Consider the following 26,008-nt stretch of genomic DNA (forward strand, 5'->3'; position numbering starts at 1 on the left):
CAGGCTGACGAATTCGTCAGCCTGGAACCCGAGTGAGTGGGTCTATAGCCTCCAATCCGTGTACAATTGAGGTATCCAGCCAGCAGCCATGCACGACGCAGTTCGGACGATGTCGATTCTCCTGGTCTCCCTCGCGGCGACATGCGATCCGGCGTTGATCACGAGTGACGAACAGGTTGCTGAGCACCCTCCTCAGCGCAATGGATGCAGCCTGATTAATCTCGAATCGTGCATCCTCGACGAGCACATGTCTTGGTGGCCGATTCGTGCCGACACGGTCTGGACGTTTGACGAGGTCTACCAGGACTCTGGTTTGCAGCGAGTGGTACGAGGCCAGGGGCTCGCCACTTGGCAGGTCGGGACGGAGAGCTGGAACGCTTTGCCAGTAGGGGACAGCCTCGTCGTGGCCAAGTCGTTCGACCTTGTCGAGCTCAGAAGGGGTACCTTTTCCGGGTCAATGACGTCCGGGCCGTTCGAAGGCACGTATGACGAGTCGAACGAAATTCGACTGGACTGGTACTTCGTTGAGCCGGATTCTGGGCGATACGCCCTGGGTTTTGTCGGCCGGGATTTCGGCGCCACGCTGTTTCACTTCAGAATTCCGCCATCCGTTGACTCAGCGGCGGTGGCAGAGGGCAAGCCCGATGGCAACGGCAACAACCTGGCTCCAAGCTTCGGGGGAGAGGTCGTTCTGCTACACGGACTCGGAGTCAGTTCACTCACGACGGTTCAAGGCGTCAAATATTCCACGCGCAGAACTTTGAATCGCAGGTAGACCCGACAGCGCAGCCCAACGGACCCTGTAACCGCCCCTACTGCCGCGGGCTGCAGGTAATCCCCCGCATCGGGGACACCTCTCCCGAGTCCAACAGGAGCCCCGCCACCTGCTCATAACCCACGCCCAGACCCTGGGCCTCAAAGTCCTCCGCGCAGACCGCATCGGCCGGTGGGTCGATGGGCTGGTAGAAGATCAGAATCCGGCCGGAGACGGCAAGTTCTTCATGCTGGTACGGCCCGTCGTACAGCACCTCCCCGGACGGGAGGCGGTGCACGACCATTTCCCGTCCATCTGGAGCCGTGCCCCGGTCCACCACCAGCACATTGCCGTGCACGCCGACAAAGAACTCGTCCTCGGCCATCTGCCTGACCCACCTGGCGCCGGCTCTGTTAGGGGGACACTGGTCCGCCGTGCCGATCAGCAGGACACCATCGCCCTCGCGCACGGACCATGTCGGGCTGACCCAGCAGGCGCCGACCTGGGAGACCGGGTCCCCCGCAATCAACCCACCGTCCGGCATTAGCAGGCGCGGGCTGTAGGCAGGAATGGCCGGAGTAGCGCCCTCGTCAGGGGGCGAGTCAACAGAGGGTTCGGGTTGCGCGCAGGCAGCAACAAGCACCAAGAGCAGCAGGCAGCGTGTCATTCGCGATCTATTTCTTCTTCTTGGTAGGCTTCGGCGGCAGACTGGTCACAAACTCATAACTCGCCGCGAGCCACGGCGCCAGCTCTTCCGTGCGCTCCAATAGATCTTCCGGCACCACCACATAGTCCTTCATGGTCGAACCGTAGGACGTGAAAGGACCGCTTTCGTACTGCTCTCGGAAGCGGGTCTGGTCTTCCCTGGACAGTCTGATTCCAAACCGTGCCTCGGTGGAAAACATCGTAAACATGTGCCCATTGACCGAGGTGTAGAGCAGGTTCTTTCCCTTTCGCTCCGCGTCGGGGTGAGTGGCCAGAAGCGCGTCATAAAGCGCCTTCTTGGCATCAGAAACGGGGGTCTTCTTCATGGCGATGGGTCTTCGGCAGACTTCAAACTACGTCAGCACGAAACCGGAATGACCCGATGGCGACAAGGAATGCGTGGTAAAGGGTGAATCACCCACGCATTCCTTACAACCCCACCTCAAGAGGCTACCATGAAACGCACCCATTACAACCTCATCGCGACGTTGGTGATTGCGACAGCGATTGCGCCGGCCACCAGCGCCCAACCGCATCTGCCCGACGAAACCGCGACCTTCACGATCCCGCCCGCCAAGATCGCCCAAATGAGCTCGTCCCAGTGGGACGCATTCGGAAAGCGGATTTCTCGCGCCCTGACTGCTCAAAACGCCGGTGTTCGGGAAGCCGCCATGCGCGGTGTCATCCAGTACGCCACCCACATCAGCTTTGACCGTCGCGCCATCATTTCGCTGGCCCGGACCTATCGCAATGACGAGAACGACAACCGGCGTCGCATGGCGGTGGTCGCCCTCGCAGCTACGGAGGATGCCTGGGCACTCGACTATCTGGAGCGCTCCCTGCCATTCGAACGCTCCACACCCGTCCGTCACACGGTTGCTGCCGCCCTGGTCGAGGCCGGCATAATCGGCCTGGGACCGGCCCGGTCGTCCAACTGAGCCTCCCAAGATCCAGAGCTTCCTCCCAACCCGGCATGCCCCAGGCGTGCCGGGTCGTCTGGTTTCAGGGCCGTAGGGTCGCGCAAGAAGTATCTTCGCTGCATGACGTGGATTGACGAGCTCCCCACCCCCTCCGTCCTGATCGAGAAGGCCCGACTTGAGGCCAACATCGCAGCCATGCAAACCATGGCCGATGCGCAGGAGGTGGCCCTCCGGCCGCACACCAAAACCCACAAATCGGTTCGCATAGCCCGCCTGCAACGGGAGGCCGGCGCACGCGGACTGACTGTAGCAAAGGTGGGGGAAGCCGAGACGCTGGTCGAGCATGGGTTCACCGACATTCGTCTGGCCTACCCCATCATCGGCGAGGACAAACTCGGCAGGGTCCAGCGCCTGATGAATCAGGCGCGCATCACCTTCTGTGTGGACACGCTTCGAGGCGCTCGCCTGGCTTCGAACTGGTTTGGCGCCCTGGACCGACCGGCGGAGGTGCTGCTGGAAGTGGACGTGGGTTACGGGCGATGCGGCCTGCGATGGGACGACCCGGATTCGGTCGATGTGGCCAGGGAGATTGCGTCCATGCCTGGCGTCAAGGTGATCGGCATCCTGACCCACGCGGGCCATTCGTACAACGGGCCCGATGGTGATGAAACGGCCGAGCAAGCCCTACGGCGCGTTTCAAGGGAAGAACGCGATCACATGCTCGCCTTCGCTTCCGCACTCGGCCATGCGGGGCTGGCAGACCCCGCATCGTTCGAGATCTCTGTCGGATCGACGCCGTCCATGCGGTACTTCGAGAATGCCGAGCGAGACGGCTTCAGGGTAACAGAGATCCGCCCGGGTAACTACGTGTTTCATGACGCGATTCAGGTGGCCCTGGGGGTCGCAGAGTGGGCCCAGTGCGCACTTACGGTGCATACCACCGTGATCTCCAAGCATCGCAACGACGACGGCTCCGAACGGGTTTTCCTCGATGCCGGCAAGAAGGTGATCACCTCGGACCGGGTTCCTTCCACAGGCCTGCACGGCACGTTACTCTACAACCCCCGGGTCATGGAGCCCCTTCCGCACGCACGGCTGCATGGCTTGTCTGAAGAGCATGGTTGGGTGTCGGTATCCGGCGGCGCGACGCTGGAGGTGGGGGATCAGGTGCGCGTCGTGCCGGCTCACTCCTGCGTGGTCGCAAACATGCTCGATGAGGTGGTTCTTGTCGACGGGGATCACGTGCTGGAGACCTGGGTCGTGGACTCGCGAGGTCGAGTCAGCTAGAGGCATCGCACTCCGGGCAGGTGGCTAGCCCCGGGCACACTCCGTAAAAAGTGTAGCTTTGGGCACCTCGACCGTCATCCGGGATGCTTCGTCGGCTACTGATCTTTCTGTGTGCGTGCCTTCCGTTCCGGGAGGTGTGCGGTCAGGCTTCGTCGCAGATCCTGGAGGGCTACCACATCCGGCACTGGACCTCCAATGAAGGACTGCCGGTGAGCCATGTGGAGTGGATTCGCAGCTCCTCGGACGGATATCTCTGGTTGGCCACCGGCAGCGGGCTGGTCCGCTTCGACGGCGTCGAATTCAGGACGTTCTCAGGCAATGAATTGCCCGGATGGAGCTCCAACTACGTGGAGTATCTGTGGGCCGATTGTGAGGACACGCTCTGGGCGTTTGAGCGCAGAACTGGACACGCACTACAGTACGACCCTGATTCTCAGGGGTTTAGCCCGACGTCGGGAATCGCCGCCATTTCCTCATGCGGTGACTGGCCTCTGTCGCACTCCGAGGTGGTATTGCGCGGCCGGTCTGATGCCGACGCCCTGCGTGCTGCCGGAGCGGCCGGGGTCTATGTGCGGGGTGACTCGCTCATGGCGATATCTTCCGCCGGTCTCTTTCAACTAACGGACCAGCAGACCGTCCTGGTGAAGGCGCTTTCCCCGGACGAGGCCCCGGATGATGCCCTCGGAATAGTCACAGCCGAAGGTGAGGTTTGGTATCAGGCTGACGGTTGGCTTGGCCGATGGGATGGTCGAAGGTTCCATCGCATTCTGAGGAGTGAATCCGAGTTGAGCACGTGGTCCCTCGCATCCGAGGGCATTCACGTGTCGGACGGCCGCTCTCTGCTTTACGCACACGAAACGGGCGCAGATACCGTGCTGTCGGCGTTCCCGCCCGGGTCACTCTACAGGATCCTCGCGACGGACCGCGAGAACCGGCCGTGGGTGCGATTCGATTTTCCGGATGGGGGTTCCGGGATCGGGTTTGTCGAGGACGGAAGACTACGGACCGTCGATCTCGGCGTACGGGTGGGCACAGTCAATTCAGTGGCCGAGGACAGGGAAGGCACGGTCTGGGTTGGCAGTGATGCGGGACTGTTTGCCCTTCGGCATTCGCCGTTCGAGCTGCCGGCCCTGGTGGAGGATTCCCGGGAGCCCCTCGTCAAGGCGGTCGCTGAAGTGCGCCCGGGGGTGCTCCTTGTCGGGACGTGGGAGGATGGTATCTACCTCCTGAGCGGGAACCAGTCGCAACGTGTCGCCCTTGCGAATATCACGATGGTCTTCGGGCTGGTCGAAACCGGGCCAGAGGAGATTCTGGTGCTGGGATCCACCGATACCGTAGAGTGGCCATCCAGAACCCCACTGCGACGACTGACTCCTCCGGTTCGACGTGCGCTGGTGGACGAGACGGGGACCGTTTGGCAGGGTGGTCGAGAGCTCTACCGGGGGGACACCCTGGTCCCTGGGGTTTCGCAGATCTGGGCGCTGGAGCAGTTGGGGGATTCCGTACTCGTCGGGACCGAATCCGGACTGTTTGGCGGAACGAGCGCGGGCATGATGCCGATCCGCAGCATCGATGAATGGGTGGTCAGCATTCAGCCCAGTTCCCTTGGTGGGGTATGGCTCGGTACCAACGGTTCTGGTCTGCTGCATCTGGGATCCGGCGGGAAACACAGTCTGACTGCCGAACAGGGACTGCCCAGTGAGGGCGTCTGGTGCGCCCTGGAGACTGAGGGCTGGGTGTGGCTAAGCACGGATGCCGGTCTCTCGAGATTTGCGCTGGGTCCGCCCGATGACCCCTTCGCGAGGGCTCGGGCGGAGGGCGTCACCACCTACACCGAAGCCGACGGCCTGCAAAGTCGGGAGTTCAACCGGGGCGGCAACTCCTGCGCGAAATCGACGGATGGAAGGTTGCACTTCGGTTCGCTCCGGGGGTTGGTGTCGGTGATTCCAGGCCGGATCTCCCGGAACGAGCAACCTCCCCGGATTCAAATCCGACAGGTCGACGTGGACGGCATTCCCGCCCCGTACACCGGTGATGAGCTGAATCTGCCTCCCGGGGTGCACAATCTTACGGTGAGGTTCGCCTCCTCGAGTATGGCATCGCCCGAAAAGAACCGGTTCTGGTACCGGCTGAACCAGAACCAGTTGGCCCCGGCTCTTCAGGGGCAGCGAGAGCTCACGCTCATCGGCCTCCGCCACGGAGTCACGGAGATCGAGGTCCACGGGACGAACAACGACGGGGTGCGCTCGGCGAGTCCTGCCATGCTCCGTGTCGCCATTGAGCCGCGCATTCTGGAAAGTTGGTGGGGTCGGCTCGGAGTTGCGCTCATTCTGGTGACTCTTGGTTCGTTCTGGTTCCGTCAGCGCGATGTCCTTCGTCGGGCCCGAATTGTGGAGGCTCAGCGAGTGTCCATCGCCCATGATCTGCACGATGACCTCGGCTCCCGTCTGGGCGCGCTGATGTTGCGGCTGGAACTCCTGGCACAACGAGGTGCAGGCGAAGCGATTTCCGACGAGTTGTCGGCCCTGTCAGAAACAGCGCGATCGATTTCCGGCCAGTTCAGAGATACGCTCTGGTTGATAAGCCCGGAACGCGACCGGCTGGCGGATCTGACTGATCGGATCCGACAACACGTGGACAAGGTCCTGCCGCCCGGTTCGTGGAACGTCGAAGCGAGCGCAGAACAGCCGGAGTACAAGCTCGGCGCATCCTTCAGGCGCCATGTGTTTCTGGCCTTCAAGGAAGCCGTACACAACGCGGCGAAGCACGCCCAGGCCTCCAGATTCAGCATTTCGGTCCATCAGCAAGGCAGAACCCTGGAGGTACGTGTCGAGGACGATGGACGCGGATTCGACCCGGCTGCTCCACGACGAGACGGAAGCATGGGCCTCGACAGCATGCAGCGACGCGCCGCCGCGGTGGGTGGGTCGGCGGTTGTCACCAGCGGGCCAGGACAGGGAACGGTAGTGACGTTCACCGCGCCCTTGTCCAAATGACAAGTTCTGACCATGTGGAGGGCGATGGGAATGGACTAAACTCCCCCATGTCATCGGATGACAGGAATATCCGCGTCTGGTTGGTGGAGGACGATCGCGAGTACCGGGATACGGCACTCTATATCCTGGGGAATACCACCGGTATCTCTTGTGAGGCGACCTTTCATTCGGTGGAGCAGATGGTCACGGGCTGGAGCGAGGGTCGAAAGACCCCGGACGTCATTCTCATGGACGTCGGTCTGCCTGGTCAGACCGGCCTCGAGGGTGCGCGCTGGGTCAAGGCTCACGCTCCCCAGACCCCGGTGGTGATGTTGACCATCCAGGACTCGGCGGATGTGATCTACTCCGCCCTTCGGGCGGGGGCATCCGGATACATCCTGAAAGACACGCCGATAGACAAGTTGGTGGCGGCGATCCGTGCGGCCGCGGCCGGCGGCACCCTGATGTCCGCCCCCGTGGCGACCAAAGTGCTCGGCTTTTTTTCCAGTCAGGACTCGCGGAGCGATTTCGGTCTGACCGACCGCGAACTGGAAGTATTGACGCTGATGGCCGAGGGCCTGCCCCACGCGCAGATCGCCGAGCGGCTCTATCTGTCGGGGCACACCGTCGAGAACCATCTACGGTCGATTTATCGCAAGCTGCATGTCAGCAGCGGCCTGCAGGCCGTGGTCAAGGCGATGCGGTCGGGAATTGTTTGAGGGTTGGAGCACTGACGAGAATCCGTCAGTGTCGATGAGACCCGTATCGGTCGAGAGGTCCTCGCAAGGAGAGGAATAGGCTGAATACGACCGTCCAGGCTGCGAACGGATGCCTGCGCGGAATGACATAAAGCCGTCGTTTCCCCGTCAGGGGTTCATACGCAAGCTTCTTGGGAAGAATGCTACCCCTCCATTCGCTCCCCTCTGCAGATGAAGAAGCTCCTCGCCGCGGCTTGCTTGCTAGTGGCTCCAGGTTTGGCCTTGGGCCAAGTGTTTTCCGACACCCCACAGCGCCTCGTGACTCAAATCTCCGCCGTTCCCATACTCGGCGAGGTTGGAGTCGGAAACATCGACAGCAACGGCCTTCTCGATGTCTGGGCGGTCTCTGGCACCGGAATAACGGGCTGGTTTGCAGACGGGGCCCAGGACTTTGAGCAACTGAGCGACAACGCAGGCGCCTTGCATGACCTCGATGGCGACGGAGATCTGGACCTGTTCACGGGCTATCTGTACCAGGAGAATCTTGGGGGAGTCTTTGATGTTGCGACTTCGCCACTGCAGATAGACTTCTGTTTCGGGCAGTTCGGCCTGGTCGAGATCTCGGGGGATGGGTTTCCCGACGTGGTCGTGCATGACCCGTGTACGGCGACCCTGAGGGCTTTCTTCTCAACTGGCCCGGCGATGTTCGACCCGGCCGTGATTCTCTTCGCGACAACGTCGGACGTTCAGGCGATTCGGGGGGTCAACCTGGATGGCGACGCGGACATGGATGTTGCGTTCGCCTATCCTTCGGAGTCGAGGTTGGTACTCCTCACGAATGTGGACGGCGTCGGCACCCTTGTAGAGTCGACGTTAGTCGCCGGTACCGGCTGGCTTGATCGATTTGCCATTGGAGACCTTAACGGTGATGGCAGTGACGATCTGGTCGCCCGCAACCTGTCCGGGAGCCAGATAGCTTGGGCCCCTGGAGATGGCACCGGAAATCTGGGGGCGCCTGTCTCTATCGGATCGGGCAACGACGAACAGTTGGCCGACATGGACGGAGACGGCGACCTCGATATCGTGGCCAAGTGGTCGGGGATCGGCTGGTTCGCAAACGACGGAAGCGGTGCGTTTGCGCCGTTCATGTCGGTGCTTTCCAACCCAACCAACGCGGACTTTGAGACCGGAAGCCTGTTTGGCGACCCCTTTGCGGACTTGGTGGTCTACTCCCGTGGGAACTCACGGGTCGAGGTGCATGCCAACCTGGGTGAGGGGACGGACTTTTTCCTCTTTCCCTTGACGGAGTCCCAAATTGGGCAGCCTGCCAATCTGGTCACAGCCGATTTCGACCAGGATGGGGCAGATGAGCTGGCCCTACGGGGTGCCGGCAGTGAACTGTGGTATCTGGATGTGTTGGACGGACGCACCCCGCGGCTATTGGACCGAGGAGTCAACGTCGCCGAGCTCGGTTCGGGCGACTTCAGCCGAGACAACGTTCCGGACCTCCTGGGCTTTCAATTCAATCAGACGGGGTCCGTGTTTCGCTACGAAAACTTCGACGGATCTGGCTACTTCTCCATTCGCGAAGGTCTCGCCGACTTCGCGTTCCCGGAAACGATGCAAAACGGTGTCGCGGCTGATGTGAACGGGGACGGTCTGACGGACCTGGTGGCTAATGTTTGGAATAGCACCACCGGGACCAGCCACGCCGCGACCATGCTCCAGGACCCGGACGGCAGTTTCGGTACTCCCACCCTGTCGCCGGGTGTGTCCGGGTACATCGACGCATTTCGGCCGGGCGATGTCGATGGCGACGGGCTTCTGGACCTTCTGGCTCAGGACGTACAGAACAGGGAGACGGTGTGGCTTCCGAACCTGACTGGACAGGATTTCGGGCCAGCTGTTTCCATTGTCAGCGGACTGTGTGTCCAGTTCCTCGAAGTCGGGAATCTAAACGGAGACGGCTTGGTCGACTTCGTGCTCAACGATTGCTCCAGCGGCGCCATCATTCCATGGGTGAATGACGGCGCGGCCTTTACGCCGGGCCCTGCCATTGTGCAGAACTGTCACGACGGTCTCCTGCTTGAAGATTTCAGGGGACTCAATCGAGACGATCTGATTTTGGGCAACGCATGCACTGGCGATGTGACTCATTTTGAGAACGACGGACAGGGTCAGTTTCCCACTTCTAGTCAGGTCGTCCAGGGGTTGAGCGGGCAAGGCTTTGACTTCTCGGCAGGCGATATGGATGGGGACGGCGCGCCTGACTTGGTGTTCGCGCTGCAGTTTGGTGACGAAGTGCAGTGGTTGCGCAATCTGTCGGCCGTTCAGGCGCCCGAGTTGGTTCTCGTGTCGGTGTGTGATCCGACTGGCTGCACCGATGTGAGATTGGGCCGGGCGATGGGAGCGACAGATGGATTTGACCCCCCCTTGGACACCTTCGCACCGCCACCACCGCCCCCTGGAGCCCGCGATGCTCGTTTTCAGCGGGACGGCGAGGACTACATCATTGACGTGATCTCGAATGCCGGGAACGCGGCTGCCTGGGACCTGGCTTTTGATGGCCAAGGCGATGTTGCGGTCGTCTGGGACCCCACCACACTTCCCCCGGGCGGCGATTGGCGCCTGACCGACCCAGGCGGCAGTGGCCTAGACATTGATATGCGGAGCGACCCTGTCTACCTGGACATCGATGATTTGGGCGCCGTGCGCATCCAGTTCTCAGCGGTCGCGCAGGTGGCTCTCAACCTTCAGTCGACCTGGAACATGGTCAGCCTGCCTCTCGAAAGAACGGAGACTGCGGAGCAGCTATTCCCCGGGGCCATACCCGGTTCGTGGTACGCCTTTGATGGCCTCTACGCGCGGCCCGCAACCGATCAATTTTCCTGTGGAGAAGGGTACTGGCTCAGGATGACCACGGGGGGTGTGACCAACCTTCAGGGACCGCCATGTCAGCAGTTCGACCTGCCACTGCTGGAGGGCTGGAACATGGTGGGTGGCCCCGCCTGCTCCGTCGGTATCGGTTTCGTCCAGGATCCCAGCTCGATACTGATTACCGGGACTCTGTTTGACTACAGTGCCGGGTATCAGCCTGCATCTCGCTTCGAGCCGGGCGTTGGGTATTGGATCCGTGCTGCTGCAGACGGCACCATTTCCTTTGACTGTGCCACATCGGCCAAGTCCGGCGCAGTAGACCCGGCAGCCGGTCCGCTTGAGGGGTTCTCCATCGTCAATCTTCGAGACGACCGCGGAGGCATCCAGCGCCTGTACTGGGGAGGCACCCTGCCGGCTGGGCTGGACCGGCGCGCCTATTCAACGCCGCCACCCGCCGCCGGACAGGCCTTCGCGGCAGAGTTCGAGGACGGCCGGTACGTCAGCGAGGCAGCCGGAACGATTCTCTTGCAGGATGCAGAAATGCCGCTGGAAATTCGCTCTGATCGAGCGGTTACGGCTGTAGGCCTGGATGCTTCGGGCCGGGAGCTCGTCCGACTCTCCCTGGAGCCGGGAGCCCCGGTCCGTATCACTGATCCGGGCCTCGCAATGATACGCCTGGGAGAGGAGGTGCCGACCGAGTACATCCTCGAGCCTGCCTACCCGAACCCGTTCAATCCGGAGGCGACCGTCGCATTCCAGTTGCCGACGGAAGAGCACGTTACCCTTCAGGTTTTTGACGTCCTGGGCCGCCTCGTCACCACGTTGGTCAACGGAGAGCCTCTAGCGGCAGGCCGCCACGAGATCAGACTTGACGGCAGCAGCTGGTCGAGTGGGGTATACGTCGTGCGACTTCAGGTCTCCGATCGGGCGCTGGTCCGGCGAGTGATCCTCGCAAAATAGTCCTTCCAGGAACCCAACCTGATCGATCATGGCACGCAGCAATACTCGCGCGTTCGCAATTTTTTTGTCGATCCTGGGCCTGGCAGGTGTGGCCGAGGCCCGTCAATCGGAACAGTATCCCATCCTCTTCGGCGATGGCTCGCGGACGCAGGCGTTGGTAATTGGCTTTGACGACCTTGCCTCCGACGGCCTGGACATTGGTCTTGACCAACTGGCCCCGCCACCGGCGCCGAGCGGCTTCGATGTGCGACTGGACTGGAACGGCGAGCAGTATTTTGTAGACATGCGATCCAGACCGGATGCAGGGGCCACGGCAACCTTCCGCGTCCTGTTCGACGCGGAGGACCTGACCTCGCTCTCGGTTTCTTGGGATGCCGACGCACTCCGCGCCGCGCGACGGTCATTTATCCTTCAGGAGCCCGGAGGCGGGGGATTCTCCCTGGACATGACGGGCACCTCCAGCATTGCTCCGGCCACCGTGCCAGGGATTGCTGCTCCAAAGGCGTTCGAAATCGTCGTCGGACTCCCCTTGCCGCCATCCGCGTTGGACGACTCCGCTACGTTGGACGAGGACGGAGCCATCACGATAGATCTCCTCGCGAATGACACGGATCCCTCGGGAGATGGGCTCGAACTGTTTTCTTTAACGACGCCCGCCCATGGCACCCTGGCTGACAACGGGGATGGAACGGTGGACTACGCGCCTGATGAGAATTACTTCGGGCCCGACAGCTTCGAGTACACGGTCTTCAACGGACAACTTGCCACCGCTTCGGTGGCCATCACAGTTGTCCCGGTCAATGATCCCCCCGAAGCCTTGGACGACAGCGGTACCGTGGACGAGGACGGGGTGCTGGAGTTGGACTTGCTCTCGAACGACGTGGACGTTGAGGCAGACGCGCTCTCGCTGGTTTCATTTACAACACCTGCCAGCGGCTCCATCGAGGATCCCGGGCTCGCAGCTTCAAAGCGAGGTGCCGCAGATCTCGTGTATCGGCCTGACCCCGATTTTCACGGGAGTGATTCGTTCACCTACGTAGTGGATGACGGCAATGGCGGGCAGGACACGGGAGTCGTAGTCATCACCGTCAACGCGGTCAACGATCCTCCCTCTGCCACGGACGATGAGGTCCAGACCACCCTGGACAATTCCCTGTCGATCGATGTCCTGGCCAACGATTCTGATGTGGAGGGTGATCAACTGAGCATTGATTCTTTCCAACAGCCGTCGCACGGCTCGACAACCCTCGACGACGGCGGTACACCCGAGGACGCGGCTGACGACCGCCTGATTTACACTCCGCAGGCCGGATACCACAATCAGGACGGCAGCCCCGACAGCTTTCGCTACACCGTCACCGATGGGAGCGCGACCAGTGAAGCCACCGTTTTCGTTACGGTGCTGAACAACAACCCCCCAACTGTGCAAGCGGATACCGTGACCCTGGACGAAGACTCAAGTGCTCGGGTTGCCCCACTTGCGAACGACTCGGATTTGGACGGAGAGGCGCTGACGCTCGGATCTCTCGGCCAACCGGTCAACGGAACCGCGATCGACAACGGCGACGGAACAGTAACCTATAGGCCCCAGGCGGATTTCTGGGGACAAGATGCCTTCTCGTATGAGGCGGTCGATGAGCGGGGTGCCCGCTCTACCAGCCAGGTGGCGGTGACGGTCCGTGCCGTCAACGATCCCCCCGTGGCCGTCCTGGATCAACTGCAGACCGATCAGGGAGCGCCTGCTTCTGTTGACCCGCTCGCCAACGACACCGACGTCGATAGTGCATCGTTGAGTCTGGCTGGGGTGGACCCTGCCGACCACGGAACGGTCTTCGTCAACGCAGACCAGACGGTAACGTACACGCCGCCCCGCGGCTTTGCCGGCTCTGACCGGTTCGAGTACCGGGTGACCGACGGAATCCTGGTGTCCCAAGGCGTGGTCCTGGTGGAGGTGAGAGACATCAATGTGGCACCTGTGGCGGCTGATGACACCGCGGAGATTGACGAAGATGGGCAGGTGTCCATCGACGTGCTAAGCAATGACACCGATGCGGACGGAGATCAGGTTTCCATTACTTCGGTCTCTCCTGGTGTACATGGGCAGGCGAGCGCCGGTTCGGATGGGACCATTGTTTACCAGCCCGACCCAGACTTCAACGGGACCGACCTGTTTGCCTATACCATATCGGATCCTGATGGCCTGGAAGCGACAGCGCAGGTTACCGTGACCGTGCAGGCGATCCCGGACGAGCCTCGGGCTCGTGACGACCAGCGATCTGCGTTTGAAGGACTTGTGGCCCGCTTTCTTCCGCTGGAAAACGACATGGACCCCGACGGTGATGCCATTCGCGTTTCGGCTGTGGGAGCTCCGGACCACGGGACGGCCGTGGTTCTGGACGGTAGCACAGTAGGGTATACGGCGCCTTCCGGCTTTGCAGGCACGGCAAGTTTCTCGTATGAGGCCACCGATGCCACCGGACGAACGGCGTCCGCCAGCATCTTCGTTGACGTGAAGCCGATTCCCGGCGATGACGACGGCGTGACGGTCGAGACAGAGGCAGACGCTCCCAACGGAGGTGACGGTAACGGAGACGGGGTGCCGGACGCGGAGCAGGCGCACGTCGCGAGCCTTCCAAGCGCGACGAGTGGCGACTACGTGACAGTGGCCGCCGAGCCCGGCTCTGAATTGCTCGCCGTTACTTCTACGGCGGACAACCCGGCAAGTGAGCCTCCGCCTGCAGATGCCCAGTTCCCGGCCGGCTTTCTGGCCTACGAGCTGCGAGGGGGAACTGGAAACGAGACGCAGACAGTCACGCTCCACATGGAGTCCGGGGAATTTGATGCCTACTACAAATTTGGGCCTACCCCGGAGAACACGACCCCACATTGGTACAATTTCGCGTACGACGGCGAAACGGGCGCGGTGGTGTCCGGGAATACAATCACGCTCCACTTTCGGGATGGCCGCCGCGGAGACGACGACCTGACCGTAAACGGGGTTATTGTGGATCCCGGCGCGCCGGCCAAGACGGCGAATTCGCTTCCAATCGCTGCTGAGGATCTGGTCGCGACGATGGAAGATGTCCCGGTTCAGATCACGCCACTGGCCAATGATTCCGACCCGGATATGGACGAGTTGACAATCCGGAGTTACACAGCCCCTGCCAACGGAAGTATAGACCGATCCGGACACACGCTGACCTATACGCCTGATGCCGACTTCTTCGGCCAAGACACGTTCTCCTACGTGGTAGCAGACGGCAAGGGTGGGTCAGTTTCGGCGCAGATCAGGATTACGATCACTCCGGTCAATGATCCGCCCATCGCCCAAACGGATCACTTTCTGACCGACGAGGACATCCCCTTGTCAATCACGACGCTGCTGAGCAACGACACAGATGTGGACGATTCAAGCGCCAGCCTGACCCTGGAGCTAATCTCTGCAGCCCAGCATGGCCTGGTGGCCCGCACCTCGTCAGGTGGCGTCATCTTCACCCCTGCCGCCAATTTTTCTGGCGAGGATCGGTTTGGCTACACCGTCACCGACGGCAAGGCATCCAGTGCCGGCGTAGTTGTGGTCACCGTCGCTTCGGTAAATGACCCGCCGACTGCAACCGAAGACCACGTGGTGATTGGCCCTGATGCGGCAGAGGTTCAGGTGTTTCCCCTTGCGAACGACACCGATATCGAGAGAGACATGCTGTCGCTGGTCGATGTCGGCTCTGCGGCGTTCGGCACGGCCACGCTCGTTCAGGAGTCGATCCTGTATGTACCCGGAGCAGGGTTTCCGGGTCGCGACTCTCTGACCTACGTGGTAAGGGATGCGCCCGGCGCCGAGAGTGTGGGAACCGTGTACATCGTCAGGGGGGCGGCCGCTCCGGTGGCCACAGACGACTTGGCATCGACCCCTGAGGACACGCCTATTACCATTAGCCCGCTGGCAAACGACACCGACCCGAACGGAGACACGCTCCGCATTGTGGCTGTACAACAGCCCACCCTCGGCACCGCTGAGTTGATGGAAGGAGGGCTCGTAGTCTACACGCCGGCTCCAGACGTATTCGGAGAGGACGTTTTCCAGTACAGCGTGGCCGATGACAGTTTGCACACCGACGGCCACATACGGATCGAGATTACTCCTGTAAACGATGCTCCAAGATTCCCCGAGGGTAGTCCCGTATTTGTGGCACCAGGCGTCCGGGAAACGATTCAAGTTGGTGGGGTCGATCCACCGGGCCAGGATCCTGACAAGGAAGTGGTCTTTTCGTTTCGGGAAGCAGTCGATCCAGAAGGTGATCCTATCGAATACACGTGGAGCGTGTACCCCGACTCCAGCAGGGTGGAACCTCAACTGACTGGACAGTCCTTGGGCGGGACATTCCATGTGACGTTGGGGGCGCTGGCTACAATGGCAGCGTCTACCCCAGGCGAGGTGGCCGAGGTTTGGGCCGGCGTGACAGCCGCGGACGCTGAGGCGAGATCTGACTCGGAATTGCTTCCGTTGCAACTGTCCCGAGGCCTGCTGACCAGTACCGGTTCTGACGACGTTCCCGAGGAGTTTGCGCTCCACACCAATTTCCCGAACCCGTTCAATCCGACTACTACGATTCGCTACGATGTGCCTGAGGCCGGGCATCTCCTACTGGAGGTCTTCGACGTGCGCGGAAAACGAGTAGCTGTCCTCGCAGACGAGGTGCAGTCTCCGGGCAAACACGTCCAGACGTTTGATGCGGGCACGCTTCCGAGCGGAGTCTACCTCTATCGGCTGACATCGGGGTCGTTCACACAAGTGAAAACCATGATTCTGATCAAGTAATTGGCGGAAACATGTCATGCCCCAACCGTCCGGATCAGCCTATGATCGGATGACAAATCAGATGTCCCCTCGCCGCAATAGATTCTTTCGTAAAGGGCACAAATCGCGGTGTTCAGGTCGCCACTCCCGGCTAGGGGGTGGCGACCTGTTTGTCATCGTATGATGAGCACTTTCGTCTCCCACTGGGTGCCTGATACCCCCCGAATGAGATAAACCCCCGAAGTGAGCCCGGAAACGGGCACCGGTCCGTCTCGGACAGTTCGGGTGAGGAGCTGTCGCCCCAGCAGATCATAGATCGCTACCTGCTCCGCCCCGTCTATGTGTAGCGCAGTCCCCTTGGAAACGGGGTTTGGATGCACACGCAGTGTGCCCGAAGCAGACGGCACCTGCTTCGTTCCGGTGCTGGTCAGGTCGAGATCACGGAGGTACGCCACAACGATCGCGGCGGTGGCGACGTGGTTCGATCGATTGTCATTGTCTACCAGAGCGATGCTGAACCCGAACTCGGGGGAGTACACCATGAGGGACGAAGACCCGGTGATCCAGCCGGAGTGTCCCCACATCTCCGTATCCGCGATCAGGTATTGCTGCACGCCCTGACCGTAGGCGGTCCAGACCTCGCCGACCCCCGACAGAGGATGCCAGTCAAGCAGGTCAGAACGGGTGGATGCCGAAAAAGACGACTCTGCAAACAGGTACTGGGCCCATCGCGCTATATCCCCGGCTGTTGAGAACATGGAGCCTGGCGCGGCCCTGGCGCTGTTGTGCGATACCGCCAGGTAGAGCTCGCGAAAGTCGTCGAGGGTGCCGTCTCCGTTCTGATCCGACCACGTGTAAGGCACCTCGCCGTTTGGCGGTTCATCACCTCCGAAGGTGGTTGTTTCGAGCGCAAGCGGGCGAAGGAGCCTCGACCGGATCTCATCGCCCAGCGGTACGCCGGTCGCCGCTTCCAGGAGGACGTGGAGCAGCAGGAAGTTGGAGTTGGAATACGACGCCCCGGTCCCGGCGAAATAGAGCGGGGGAGCGAGGAATTCGCGCAGTACCTCATCAGGTGTCCAGACCCGGCTGAGGTCCTCCCTGAGGCGCGGCACCCGTGACGGATGATTTGTGTAGTTGTACACACCCGAGGTGTGTCCGAGCAGTTGTCGGATGGTGATTCCGGCATTCACATGGGTGTAAGGCCCGGCGAACCGGCCGAGGGCATCATCCAGCGAGAGTACGCCCTCGTCCACCAATTGCAGCACGACTGCCGCAACAAACGTTTTGGTGATACTGGCGAACCCCATGCGGTGGTCGGGGCGCATGGGCGCCTCCGTCGCAGGGTTGCTCCAACCGTGGCCGGACGACCACACGGAGCCGTCGGGGAATGCGACGGCAACCACGAGACCTGTCTGAGGCTGGACCTGGTACTGCGCCTCCACGAGCTCATAGAGCGACGCCGATATGACCGGATCGCTTGCCAGCTGGCCTCTTGCAAGGCAGGCCAGCGATCCCCACAAGAGGATCACGGCAGCAAGCATTGTGGTCGTTTTTCTCTTCAACGGATGGCGATTCGGTTACCCGTCCCCAATAAAGGACTCGCCGGGTCGGGATGCGGAGACTCAGGAGTGCCCCTGGAAGCCCTCAGTCCCGCCCCGGGCGGACGGTCTATCGTCCCGGCGCCTGGAACTCCACCACCAGCAAGTCCGAGTCGTCTCCGGCTCCGTTCAGCCTTCCGAACACCAGCGATTTCCCCAGCGCGGTGAATCCCGGACTCCACTCCCAGGCGTCCGTGTTGATGGTGTCGCCGAGGTTCACCGGGTCGCCCCAGCCGCTATCCGTTCGTGCGACGAAATACAGGTCACCACGCCCAGCTCCACCCGGTCGCTCTGAATAGAACACCGCGCCGGTGCCATCCGGGAGGAGAGCTACCTCGCCGTCGGTGGCGTCGGAATTGAATGGAAGCACTTCGGGGTCTGACCAGGCTCCCACTTCGCCGGCCGCGAAATACGCGTCTACGGCGCCACCCCGCCTGGAATGGAAGTAGAGCCCATCGTCCGTTTCGACCGGATGACTGTCGATGTCGTCCGTGCTCAGGCTGCCGCCCAGATGCTCGGCCTCGGACCACCCGCCGTCCTGCCAGCTCACCATCCACATGTCGTTGCGGCCGTTGTCCTCCCGGCCGGGGGCTGGTCGCGCCGAGGAGAAGTACAGCCTCATCCCATCCGGCGATAGCGACGGGAGTTCATCGCCCGCGGGGTGCCCAAAGGAGACCGCTTCCGGTTCGGTCCAGGACTGGTCAGTCCTTCGCGAAACGAGGATCTGCGGCGCGTCGCTGAAGGACGCGCGACGCGTGAAGTAGAGCGTATTGCCGTCCGGCGAAAACGCCGGGCCGTACTCAATCTGGTCGGTGCTGATGATGCCCTCCCCGAGAACAGTTGGCGTTTGGGCGCGCGCAGGCAGGGCAAGCAGGGCTACGGCGAGGACAGGGAGAAGTCGGGCCACGGCGGGAGCGAAAAAATGCACAGGACCCAGGCGCCTACGGGAGCCCGCCCGTTCGGGTTGCTTTTAATCAATTAAAAGCCTGGTCGAAGCACCACGCTCCTGCTCTCTGCCACGCCTCCAGCCTCGAGGCTGACCTGGTATACGCCCGCCGAAAGGCCGCGCAGATCCAGCCGCCCGGAGTGCGTCCCGGCCGAACGCTGGCCGAGGTCAATCTGAAGGCGCGATCGCCCCAGGAGGTCATACACGGTGATCATGACCGGGCCTGCAGACGGCAGGTCCGCGGCCAGTGAAAGCCAACCAGCAGACGGATTCGGGAATGTCTCCAGCTGCAGGCGCGCCGGAGGCACCTCAGGGGCTTGGCGCGACACGGAGGTGCCGCCCAACGGCTTGCCCGGCGACACCACGTGGTAGTACATGGTGTCCGTCCGACCCGCTTCGTCGGAGGCAATGACCTGGAATTCCGCGTTGCGCGTAGGGAAGGCGGCTGAAGGATCAATCAGCACGTGGTTATCCACCAGGGATACGCCCGCCGGCGCGTCCACCAGTTCGTAGGCCACGGTCCCCACCGAGTGCCGAACCCGAAGTGTATCCCGCTTCACGCCGCCGTCCAGCTTGATCGAACGGCCGGCAAGCGGGAAAAACCGGAGCGGAAAGACGGTGTTGTCACCGACCGTGAACGTCTTGCTGCGAACCGGCGCACCATCCTGCAAGAGCTCGACGGTCCAGACGCCTTCCGGAGACTCCATGGCCGACACGCGCTCCTCCCAGCCTGTATAAAGCGCATGCCACTGCACGCTGCGGGCGAAGATCACACCCTTGTTCAGCACGTCAAACTCCGCGCCGGTCGGATCCAGAATGCGCACCTGATAGGTGGCGCCGATCATGCCCTGTAGCTGCACCCAAATGCCGAGTTCAGGCTCCGACCGGGCTACCTCCAGCGGTCGGAAGGGGCGATTCTTGAGCCGTTTGTCGCCGATGTAGTTGTTGTTCTCCGAACCGCTCAGGTCCGTGTCCAGAAACACGTCCCAGTCCAGGATGCTGAGTTCGCGCGTCGCCGGATGCACGATGGGCTCCTTCCAAAGTGACAGCCGGGAGTTGCATGATCCCTGGTTTGGGTCCCGGGAGATCCCGTTCTCCCACAGCTCGAAGTGCAGATGCGGGTTCGGACTGGAGCCCGAAGAACCCACATAGCCGATTACCTGCCCCGCCTCGACCCGATCGCCCGGTACGACGGACACCGAATGCGTGCGCAGATGGAAGTACTGCGAGTTGGATCCGTCGTTGTGCCGGATGTTGATGCCGTTGGGCAGCCCGATGTACGGTGTCCAGTAGTTGCGATCGAAGTTGCCGGTCTGGGTCCACGTGACCAGCCCATCGGCCGCTGCGAGCACGGGCACGCCCTGGTCCATGATGCGGAAGTTGTACGCCATCACGTCCGTGCCGCGATGCCCATCGTACGTGAACTGGGCGTGGCATTCCCAGTCCTGCCAGGTGCCGGCGGCCGGGTCTGTGTCCGGGCCGAGTTGCAGAAAAATGCCATCCCACTCGGCGCGGCCCAGCGGCCAGATCAGCTCAGGGATCCGGGCGATGGACTCGGTGCCCGACTCGGCGATCGCCACCTCGGAGTCCGAGACTCCGCCTCCCTGGTGATGAGGAGGGGCACAGCCGACGAGCGGCAGAGCGAGTAGAAGAACGGGGAGGAGACGCATGGGGAGCCCCACAATACGGCCATTGTGCTGCGGCTACGAGGTGCAACCCGCCAGTCGTGCAGGCCGCAGCTCCAGCCGGCCCAACCGCGTGCCACACGGTCAGCGCCGAAATCCGCCCAAAGTGCCCAGATACGAAGGCTGAAAGCCCGCGAGGGCTTCCTTGACCTGATCGCTGGCCGGCCCGTAGATCACGAATTCGGTGGGCTGAAACAGGCCCATGAACCGCTCGGCGAAGTTGGCGCCGAAGTTGCCCAGGTGCTCCATCACCGCCTCGGAGTCGGCGTAGCTCTCGAGGATGTGACAGGTGGCGCCGTCCTCGGAGATGTACCACTCGTAGGTGCGGGCGCCCGCTTCGTTCTTGGTGGAGGCGACCATCTCATGCATGAGTTCGCGCCAGGCATCGAGGTCGCTGACGTTTCCGCGCAGGCTCCACGAGACTGAGTGTGCCATGGGTATCCAGGGGTTTGGGTTGGACTCAGTTGCGGGGGGACTCGAATAAACCACCCGGCGTGCCCCCCGGCGACTTGCCGAACCGGCGGTAGGCCCTGGACGTCGCCACGCGCCCTCTCGGCGTGCGCTCCATAAGCCCTTCCTGAATCAGAAACGGCTCGTATACCTCCTCGAGCGTGCCGGCGTCCTCACCCACGGACACGGCAAGGTTGCCCAGCCCCGTCGGGCCGCCGTCGAACTTCTCGATCAGTGTGGTCAGGATGCGCACATCCATCTCGTCGAGCCCGCTGGGGTCCACGTTGAGCGCGGTCAGCGTCTGATCCGCGATCTCGGATGTGATGACCCCATCGCCCTTGACCTCTGCGAAATCCCGGGCGCGGCGCAGAAGTCGGTTGGCGATGCGGGGCGTGCCCCGACTGCGCCGTGCGATCTCGGAAGCACCGTCCTCGGAGATCCCGACACCCAGCAGGCCGGCAGAGCGCTCGACAATGCGCTGCAGCAGGTCCGGTGTGTAGTAGTCGTACCGAAAGTCGATGCCGAACCGGGCTCGGAGGGGGGCGGTGAGCAGCCCCTTTCGAGTGGTCGCACCCACCAGCGTGAAAGGCGGCAGTGCGATCTGCACGCTCCGGGCGTTCGGCCCCTGGTCAATCAGGATGTCGATGTGGTAGTCCTCCATCGCCGCGTAGAGGTATTCCTCGACGACCGGCGCCAGGCGGTGGATCTCATCGATAAACAGGACCTCGCCTTCCTGCAGGTTGGTCAGAAGGCCTGCGATCGAAGCGGGCTTGTCGAGCACCGGACCGGAGGTGGTCTTGATGCGCACCCCCATCTCCTCGGCGATGATGTAGGCCAGCGTAGTCTTGCCCAAGCCGGGCGGTCCGGACAGCAGCACATGGTCCAGTGCCTCGCCGCGCGCCAACGCTGCTCTCATGAAGACGCGCAGGTTCTCCTTGATCTGCGCCTGCCCCACGAACTCATCCAGACTCTTGGGCCGGAGGGCTTTTTCGAGGTCCTCATCGCCTCGAATGGGGCTACCTGCCATGGCGCCTGCACGCTCGTTCATATCGCCGAAATTGAGGCTCTGGAGCCGGTTTTTGCACCGCCCGCCTCATCGCACCCGAGTTGACAAACCCGGCCCCTCGGCCTACGTTGAGGCATCATGTTTGCTGTGGGCAACATACTGATTTCCGATGACGTGGTAGACGCGCCGTTTGCCTGCAATCTGGGTGCGTGCCACGGCGCGTGTTGCGTGCATGGCGACAGCGGCGCGCCCCTCGAAGAGGACGAACTGCCCCTGATTGAACACGCGCTCAAAGTCGTCGGACACACCCTGCGTCCCGAAGCCCGCGAGGTCATCGCCCGTAAAGGACCGTGGGAGGAAACCAGTCCCGGCTATTATGCCACCACGTGTGTGGGCGATGCGGAGTGCGTCTTTGTGACGTATGACGGCCCGGTGGCCAAGTGCGCCATCCAGAAAGCCCAGCAGGAGGGCAGACTGGAATTCGCCAAGCCCATCTCCTGCCACCTGTATCCCATCCGCATCGAAGACCTCGGTGACTACGAGGCGCTCAACTACGAGCGCGTGGACATCTGCAAGCCGGCCGTGCCCCACGGGAAACGAACCGGGACTCGATTGCCGAACTTCCTCAGGGATCCGTTGGTACGCAGGTATGGCGAGGATTGGTACGATCTCTTCATCGACGCCTGCGAAGAACGAAGCCGCATTCTTAACGGTCAGTAGCGCATATGCTGAATCTCCAACAGAAACAGTCCCTGCAGCAGAAGCTGTCGCCGCAGCAGATACAGTACATCAAGCTGCTGCAACTGCCGACGCTCGCGCTGGAACAGCGCATCAAGGCGGAGATCGAGACGAATCCGCTGCTGGAGGAGGGGCTGGACGAGGAGGAGGAAGACCAGCAGGAACGCGCTGAAGCCAAGGACGAGGCGGATCAGCAGGACGACTCCAAGAACGAAGACGAAGACTACAACTGGGAGGAGTTGCTCCCGGACGCAGACGACCTCTACGGTCACAAAGCGCGTGTGGACTCCCAGGACGAGGAGGAGCGCAAGGAGATTCCCATGGCGGCCGGGGTCTCGATGGCTGAGCACCTGAAGGACCAGCTGTCGTTCCTGAATCTGACGGACGACCAGGAGTTGGTAGCCGAGCAGATTATCGGCTCCATCGATGAGGACGGCTACCTGCGGCGGCCGCTGGAGAGCATTATTGACGATGTGGCCTTCAACTACGGTGTACTCGTGGAGGAGGACGCCGTGGAGAAGGTGCTCAAGCGGATCCAGAAGCTGGAGCCTCTGGGCATCGCATCGCGGGATCTGCGCGAGTGCCTCATGGTGCAGCTGGAGGCCATGCCCGAGGATACGCCTGGGCGGACTGCTGCCCATCGCATGCTTGATCGGACCTACAAGGAGTTCACGATGAAGCATTTTGACCACATCATGCGCAAGCTCGAAATCGAACCGGACGAGCTCAAGGACGCGTATGATCTGGTCCAGCGGCTGAATCCCAAGCCGGGCGAAGGCGAGTTCACCGCTGCGCAGAATTACATCACGCCGGACTTCACGGTGCGCTATGACGAGGAGGAATTCCTCATCAGCCTGAACAACGGCAACACGCCGGAGCTGCGGGTTTCGAAGCAGTACCGGCAGATGCTCGAGCAGATAACCACCGAAAAGAAGCGCGGCAACACCGCCGGCGCGTTCGACTCGGAAACGCGCAACTTCCTGAAGTCAAAGCTGGAGTCCGCCAAGTGGTTTATCAACTCCATCCACCAGCGTCGGCACACGATGCTGAAGGTGATGGAGGCGATCGTGCAGATCCAGGATGAGTTCTTCAAGTTCGGCCACGGCTACCTGAAGCCGATGATCCTGAAGGACATCGCCGACATCATCCACATGGACATCTCCACGGTGAGCCGCGTGGTGAACGGCAAGTACGTGCAGTGTGACTTTGGCGTGTACGAGCTGAAGTACTTCTTTTCCGAGGGCCTGTCCACCGAGAGCGGCGAGGAGATCTCCAACAAGGAGGTCAAGGCCATCATCGAGCAGATCATCGGAGACGAGAACAAGCAGAAGCCGCTCTCCGATCAGAAGATTGCGACGATGCTGGAGGACAAGGGCTTCCAGATCGCGCGGCGCACGGTGACCAAGTACCGGGAGCAGCTCGGTATTCCTGTGGCGCGGCTGCGCAAAGAAATCGTGTTGTCGTGAGCACCGAGGCCTACTTCGAGCGGTTTCGGCAGGGGATCGTTGGCCATGACCACGATTTTGAGACGCCCTATGGGCGCAAGCAGCTGATCTACGCAGACTGGATTGCCTCGGGCCGGCTGTATGGGCCGATCGAGGACAAACTGCACGGCACGTTTGGTCCCTGGGTTGGGAATACGCATTCCGAGTCCTCGGTGACCGGGACGTCGATGACGCGTGCGTATCACGAGGCCAGGCACATCATCAAGCGGCACGTCAACGCGGGCCCGAATGATGTCATCATTGCCACGGGCAGCGGCATGACGGGCGTCATCAACAAGCTCCAGCGGATCCTGGGATTGCGCATTCCTGAGCCGCTCATGCCGCACGTCAACGTGCCTGAGTCCGAGCGGCCTGTGATTCTCCTCACCCACATGGAGCACCACTCCAACCAGACGTCATGGCTGGAGACTATCGCCGATGTGCATTGGCTGGAGCCGATGCCCAACGGCGAGTGCTGCATGAAGACGCTGCGGGAGGCCGTGAAGCAGTACGAGGGCCGGCGGTTGATCGGCTCGTTCACGGCCTGCTCCAACGTGACGGGCGTGCGCACGCCGTATCACGAAATGGCGCGCATCATGCACGAGGCCGGCGGGTTGTGTTTTGTCGACTTTGCAGCGTCGGCGCCCTACGACCCCATCGACATGCACCCGGAGGATGAGGCCGCGCGCCTCGATGCGGTGTTCTTCAGCCCGCACAAGTTTCTGGGCGGTCCGGGAAGCGCAGGAATCATGGTCTTTGACTCGGCCCTGGATCCCAACCATGTGCCGGACGAGCCGGGCGGCGGCACGGTCGATTGGACGAACCCCTGGGGTGAGCACCGCTTTGTCTCCAACATCGAGGATCGCGAAGACGGAGGTACGCCCGCCTTCCTGCAGACCATTCGGGCCGCCCTCTGCATCAAGCTGAAAGAAGAGATCACGTGCGATGCGATCCATGTCCGCGAGAAGGAGCTGCTGGACCGGGCCTTTGAGGGGCTGGGAGAAATTCCCGGACTCGTGATCCTGGCGGAGCATCTGCGGGATCGTCTGGGTGTGATCTCCTTCTACTTTGAGGGCATTCACTACAACCTGGTCGTAAAGCTGCTCAATGACCGGTTTGGCATCCAGGTGCGCGGCGGCTGTTCGTGCGCCGGGACGTACGGACACTATCTGCTGCACGTCGATCCGGAGCATTCACACCGGATTACGGACCGGATCAATGAAGGCGATCTGTCTGAGAAGCCGGGGTGGGTGCGCCTGTCCTTGCACCCCACCATGACTGATGCGGAGTTGGAGATCGTGATCGATGCGCTCGCCGCCGTGCGCGCCAACATCACCGAGTGGGAGAAGGACTACCGGTACGATCCCAACACCAACGAGTATGTGCACCGCGAGGAGCGGGCGCTGCCGGTGGAGGAGTGGTTCTCGCTGGAGCGGGAAGGGGCAGCGCTGTAGGACGGGCGCTCGACAGGCTGTCAGAGCCCGGGTTTGCGGAAGGCACCCAGAGCGCTCCGCCTGTCTCATTCTGACGTCCTGAAACGTCGACAATCGGTCGCTTACTTCCGGCGATCCGCGTTTGCGAGACAGCCGCGTTACAAAACGCGGACGAAACGCCTCTGGTTAAAAAGGGTCATTGCGGCGCGTTTTGGGCGGTTAATACACCATCCGTGGCCCCGTTGCGGCCCCGTTGTGTTTTTTTGGCACGGTGTTCGCTTCATCTGGAGCGAAACACTTTCCACCACGCTTCCAAGGGTGTTAACCATGGCTTCCGCAAATCTCACTCCTTCCGGTTCCTCGATGTCGAATCTGCTGACCCTATACATGCAGGGGCAGATCACCGAACGTCAGTGGAAACGCATGATGCGCATTATGGACTCTCGCAAGGCGAGCAAGACCGAGCGCATGGCAATGGCCCGCTACTTCAGAGACGTGGTCTCTGAAAAGGGCTCCTCAGCTCTCCGTATGCCCAAGCTCGGAGAAGTCAACGACATGCTGGGCTACGCACGCAATTCCTAATCGTCGAAGCAGGTTTCTATACACACTACCTCCTCCTGTGTGTCTTGAACGTCCGCAACGGTGGGTGATGCGGACTGTTCACCCTTCGACGTTGAGGCCGGGCGCTTTTGGAAGC

At 61.8% G+C, this 26,008-nt stretch carries 18 protein-coding genes; 11 read left to right on the forward strand and 7 right to left on the reverse strand.

The genetic code is table 11. The features are described from left to right. Positions 1 to 88 precede the first annotated feature (88 nt). Positions 89 to 775, forward strand: a complete 687-nt coding sequence (locus tag JJ896_05110; GenBank protein ID MBO6779012.1) for a hypothetical protein — start codon at positions 89 to 91, stop codon at positions 773 to 775. A gap of 37 nt (positions 776 to 812) precedes the next feature. On the opposite strand, the gene JJ896_05115 is transcribed toward JJ896_05110, so the two are convergent. Together JJ896_05115 and JJ896_05120 are read right to left on the reverse strand one after the other, a co-directional pair. Continuing rightward, positions 813 to 1,421, reverse strand: a complete 609-nt coding sequence (locus JJ896_05115; GenBank protein MBO6779013.1) for a hypothetical protein — start codon at positions 1,419 to 1,421, stop codon at positions 813 to 815. Positions 1,422 to 1,428: 7 nt separating this feature from the next. Next, positions 1,429 to 1,785 (reverse strand): hypothetical protein, encoded by a 357-nt coding sequence (locus tag JJ896_05120; protein MBO6779014.1) that lies wholly within the window; start codon positions 1,783 to 1,785, stop codon positions 1,429 to 1,431. Between the two features lie 129 nt (positions 1,786 to 1,914). On the opposite strand from JJ896_05120, the gene JJ896_05125 reads away from it, so the two are divergent. From JJ896_05125 to JJ896_05150, 6 genes are all read left to right on the forward strand, one after another. Then, positions 1,915 to 2,397 carry a hypothetical protein gene (locus JJ896_05125; GenBank protein MBO6779015.1) on the forward strand — a complete coding sequence of 161 codons (483 nt, stop codon included), beginning with the start codon at positions 1,915 to 1,917 and terminating at the stop codon, positions 2,395 to 2,397. 102 nt (positions 2,398 to 2,499) lie between these two features. Then, complete coding sequence (locus JJ896_05130) at positions 2,500 to 3,666, forward strand: alanine racemase (protein ID MBO6779016.1); 1,167 nt, start codon at positions 2,500 to 2,502, stop codon at positions 3,664 to 3,666. An 83-nt stretch (positions 3,667 to 3,749) separates the two neighbouring features. Continuing rightward, complete coding sequence (locus JJ896_05135; GenBank protein ID MBO6779017.1) at positions 3,750 to 6,662, forward strand: ATP-binding protein; 2,913 nt, start codon at positions 3,750 to 3,752, stop codon at positions 6,660 to 6,662. After that, positions 6,659 to 7,360, forward strand: a complete 702-nt coding sequence (locus tag JJ896_05140) for a response regulator (GenBank protein ID MBO6779018.1) — start codon at positions 6,659 to 6,661, stop codon at positions 7,358 to 7,360. The genes JJ896_05135 and JJ896_05140 overlap by 4 nt, the downstream gene beginning before the upstream one ends. A gap of 297 nt (positions 7,361 to 7,657) precedes the next feature. Then, complete coding sequence (locus JJ896_05145; GenBank protein ID MBO6779019.1) at positions 7,658 to 11,176, forward strand: T9SS type A sorting domain-containing protein; 3,519 nt, start codon at positions 7,658 to 7,660, stop codon at positions 11,174 to 11,176. 28 nt (positions 11,177 to 11,204) lie between these two features. Then, entirely contained in the window at positions 11,205 to 15,992 is a 4,788-nt protein-coding gene (locus JJ896_05150; GenBank protein ID MBO6779020.1) for a tandem-95 repeat protein, read from the forward strand. A gap of 152 nt (positions 15,993 to 16,144) precedes the next feature. Here JJ896_05150 and JJ896_05155 read toward each other — a convergent pair whose 3' ends face one another. The 5 genes from JJ896_05155 to ruvB all read right to left on the reverse strand — a co-directional run bounded on the left by JJ896_05155 (position 16,145) and on the right by ruvB (position 21,698). Continuing rightward, a complete protein-coding gene (locus JJ896_05155; GenBank protein MBO6779021.1) occupies positions 16,145 to 17,533 on the reverse strand; it encodes a serine hydrolase in 1,389 nt (462 codons plus the stop codon). A 106-nt stretch (positions 17,534 to 17,639) separates the two neighbouring features. After that, entirely contained in the window at positions 17,640 to 18,476 is an 837-nt protein-coding gene (locus JJ896_05160) for a PD40 domain-containing protein (GenBank protein ID MBO6779022.1), read from the reverse strand. A gap of 71 nt (positions 18,477 to 18,547) precedes the next feature. Then, a complete protein-coding gene (locus JJ896_05165) occupies positions 18,548 to 20,185 on the reverse strand; it encodes a peptidoglycan DD-metalloendopeptidase family protein (GenBank protein ID MBO6779023.1) in 1,638 nt (545 codons plus the stop codon). Positions 20,186 to 20,284: 99 nt separating this feature from the next. Next, complete coding sequence (locus JJ896_05170; GenBank protein ID MBO6779024.1) at positions 20,285 to 20,635, reverse strand: hypothetical protein; 351 nt, start codon at positions 20,633 to 20,635, stop codon at positions 20,285 to 20,287. Positions 20,636 to 20,660: 25 nt separating this feature from the next. Continuing rightward, positions 20,661 to 21,698: a Holliday junction branch migration DNA helicase RuvB gene (gene ruvB / locus JJ896_05175; GenBank protein ID MBO6779025.1), complete on the reverse strand. Its 1,038-nt coding sequence runs from the start codon at positions 21,696 to 21,698 to the stop codon at positions 20,661 to 20,663. A gap of 96 nt (positions 21,699 to 21,794) precedes the next feature. Between ruvB and JJ896_05180 the strand changes: the two genes are divergently transcribed. From JJ896_05180 to JJ896_05195, 4 genes are all read left to right on the forward strand, one after another. Beyond that, positions 21,795 to 22,376, forward strand: a complete 582-nt coding sequence (locus JJ896_05180) for a DUF3109 family protein (GenBank protein ID MBO6779026.1) — start codon at positions 21,795 to 21,797, stop codon at positions 22,374 to 22,376. Positions 22,377 to 22,381: 5 nt separating this feature from the next. Then, entirely contained in the window at positions 22,382 to 23,860 is a 1,479-nt protein-coding gene (gene rpoN / locus JJ896_05185; protein ID MBO6779027.1) for an RNA polymerase factor sigma-54, read from the forward strand. Beyond that, a complete protein-coding gene (locus JJ896_05190) occupies positions 23,857 to 25,332 on the forward strand; it encodes an aminotransferase class V-fold PLP-dependent enzyme (GenBank protein ID MBO6779028.1) in 1,476 nt (491 codons plus the stop codon). The genes rpoN and JJ896_05190 overlap by 4 nt, the downstream gene beginning before the upstream one ends. 342 nt (positions 25,333 to 25,674) lie before the next feature. Further along, the gene (locus JJ896_05195) at positions 25,675 to 25,893 is read left to right on the forward strand and encodes a hypothetical protein (GenBank protein ID MBO6779029.1); all 219 of its coding nucleotides are present in this window, start codon (positions 25,675 to 25,677) and stop codon (positions 25,891 to 25,893) included. Positions 25,894 to 26,008: the final 115 nt, after the last annotated feature.

Source organism: Rhodothermales bacterium, assembly GCA_017643395.1.
Classification (GTDB): domain Bacteria; phylum Bacteroidota; class Rhodothermia; order Rhodothermales; family UBA10348; genus JABDJZ01.

What these genes read in the sequence shown, in the direction of transcription:
- JJ896_05115 (MBO6779013.1), bottom strand. Translation starts at nt 1,421, where the DNA reads ATGACACGCTGCCTGCTGCTCTTGGTGCTTGTTGCTGCCTGCGCGCAA.
- JJ896_05195 (MBO6779029.1), top strand. Translation starts at nt 25,675, where the DNA reads ATGTCGAATCTGCTGACCCTATACATGCAGGGGCAGATCACCGAACGT.
- JJ896_05165 (MBO6779023.1), bottom strand. Translation starts at nt 20,185, where the DNA reads ATGCGTCTCCTCCCCGTTCTTCTACTCGCTCTGCCGCTCGTCGGCTGT.
- JJ896_05125 (MBO6779015.1), top strand. Translation starts at nt 1,915, where the DNA reads ATGAAACGCACCCATTACAACCTCATCGCGACGTTGGTGATTGCGACA.
- JJ896_05130 (MBO6779016.1), top strand. Translation starts at nt 2,500, where the DNA reads ATGACGTGGATTGACGAGCTCCCCACCCCCTCCGTCCTGATCGAGAAG.
- JJ896_05150 (MBO6779020.1), top strand. Translation starts at nt 11,205, where the DNA reads ATGGCACGCAGCAATACTCGCGCGTTCGCAATTTTTTTGTCGATCCTG.
- ruvB (MBO6779025.1), bottom strand. Translation starts at nt 21,698, where the DNA reads ATGAACGAGCGTGCAGGCGCCATGGCAGGTAGCCCCATTCGAGGCGAT.
- JJ896_05120 (MBO6779014.1), bottom strand. Translation starts at nt 1,785, where the DNA reads ATGAAGAAGACCCCCGTTTCTGATGCCAAGAAGGCGCTTTATGACGCG.
- rpoN (MBO6779027.1), top strand. Translation starts at nt 22,382, where the DNA reads ATGCTGAATCTCCAACAGAAACAGTCCCTGCAGCAGAAGCTGTCGCCG.
- JJ896_05135 (MBO6779017.1), top strand. Translation starts at nt 3,750, where the DNA reads ATGCTTCGTCGGCTACTGATCTTTCTGTGTGCGTGCCTTCCGTTCCGG.
- JJ896_05180 (MBO6779026.1), top strand. Translation starts at nt 21,795, where the DNA reads ATGTTTGCTGTGGGCAACATACTGATTTCCGATGACGTGGTAGACGCG.
- JJ896_05140 (MBO6779018.1), top strand. Translation starts at nt 6,659, where the DNA reads ATGACAAGTTCTGACCATGTGGAGGGCGATGGGAATGGACTAAACTCC.
- JJ896_05110 (MBO6779012.1), top strand. Translation starts at nt 89, where the DNA reads ATGCACGACGCAGTTCGGACGATGTCGATTCTCCTGGTCTCCCTCGCG.
- JJ896_05170 (MBO6779024.1), bottom strand. Translation starts at nt 20,635, where the DNA reads ATGGCACACTCAGTCTCGTGGAGCCTGCGCGGAAACGTCAGCGACCTC.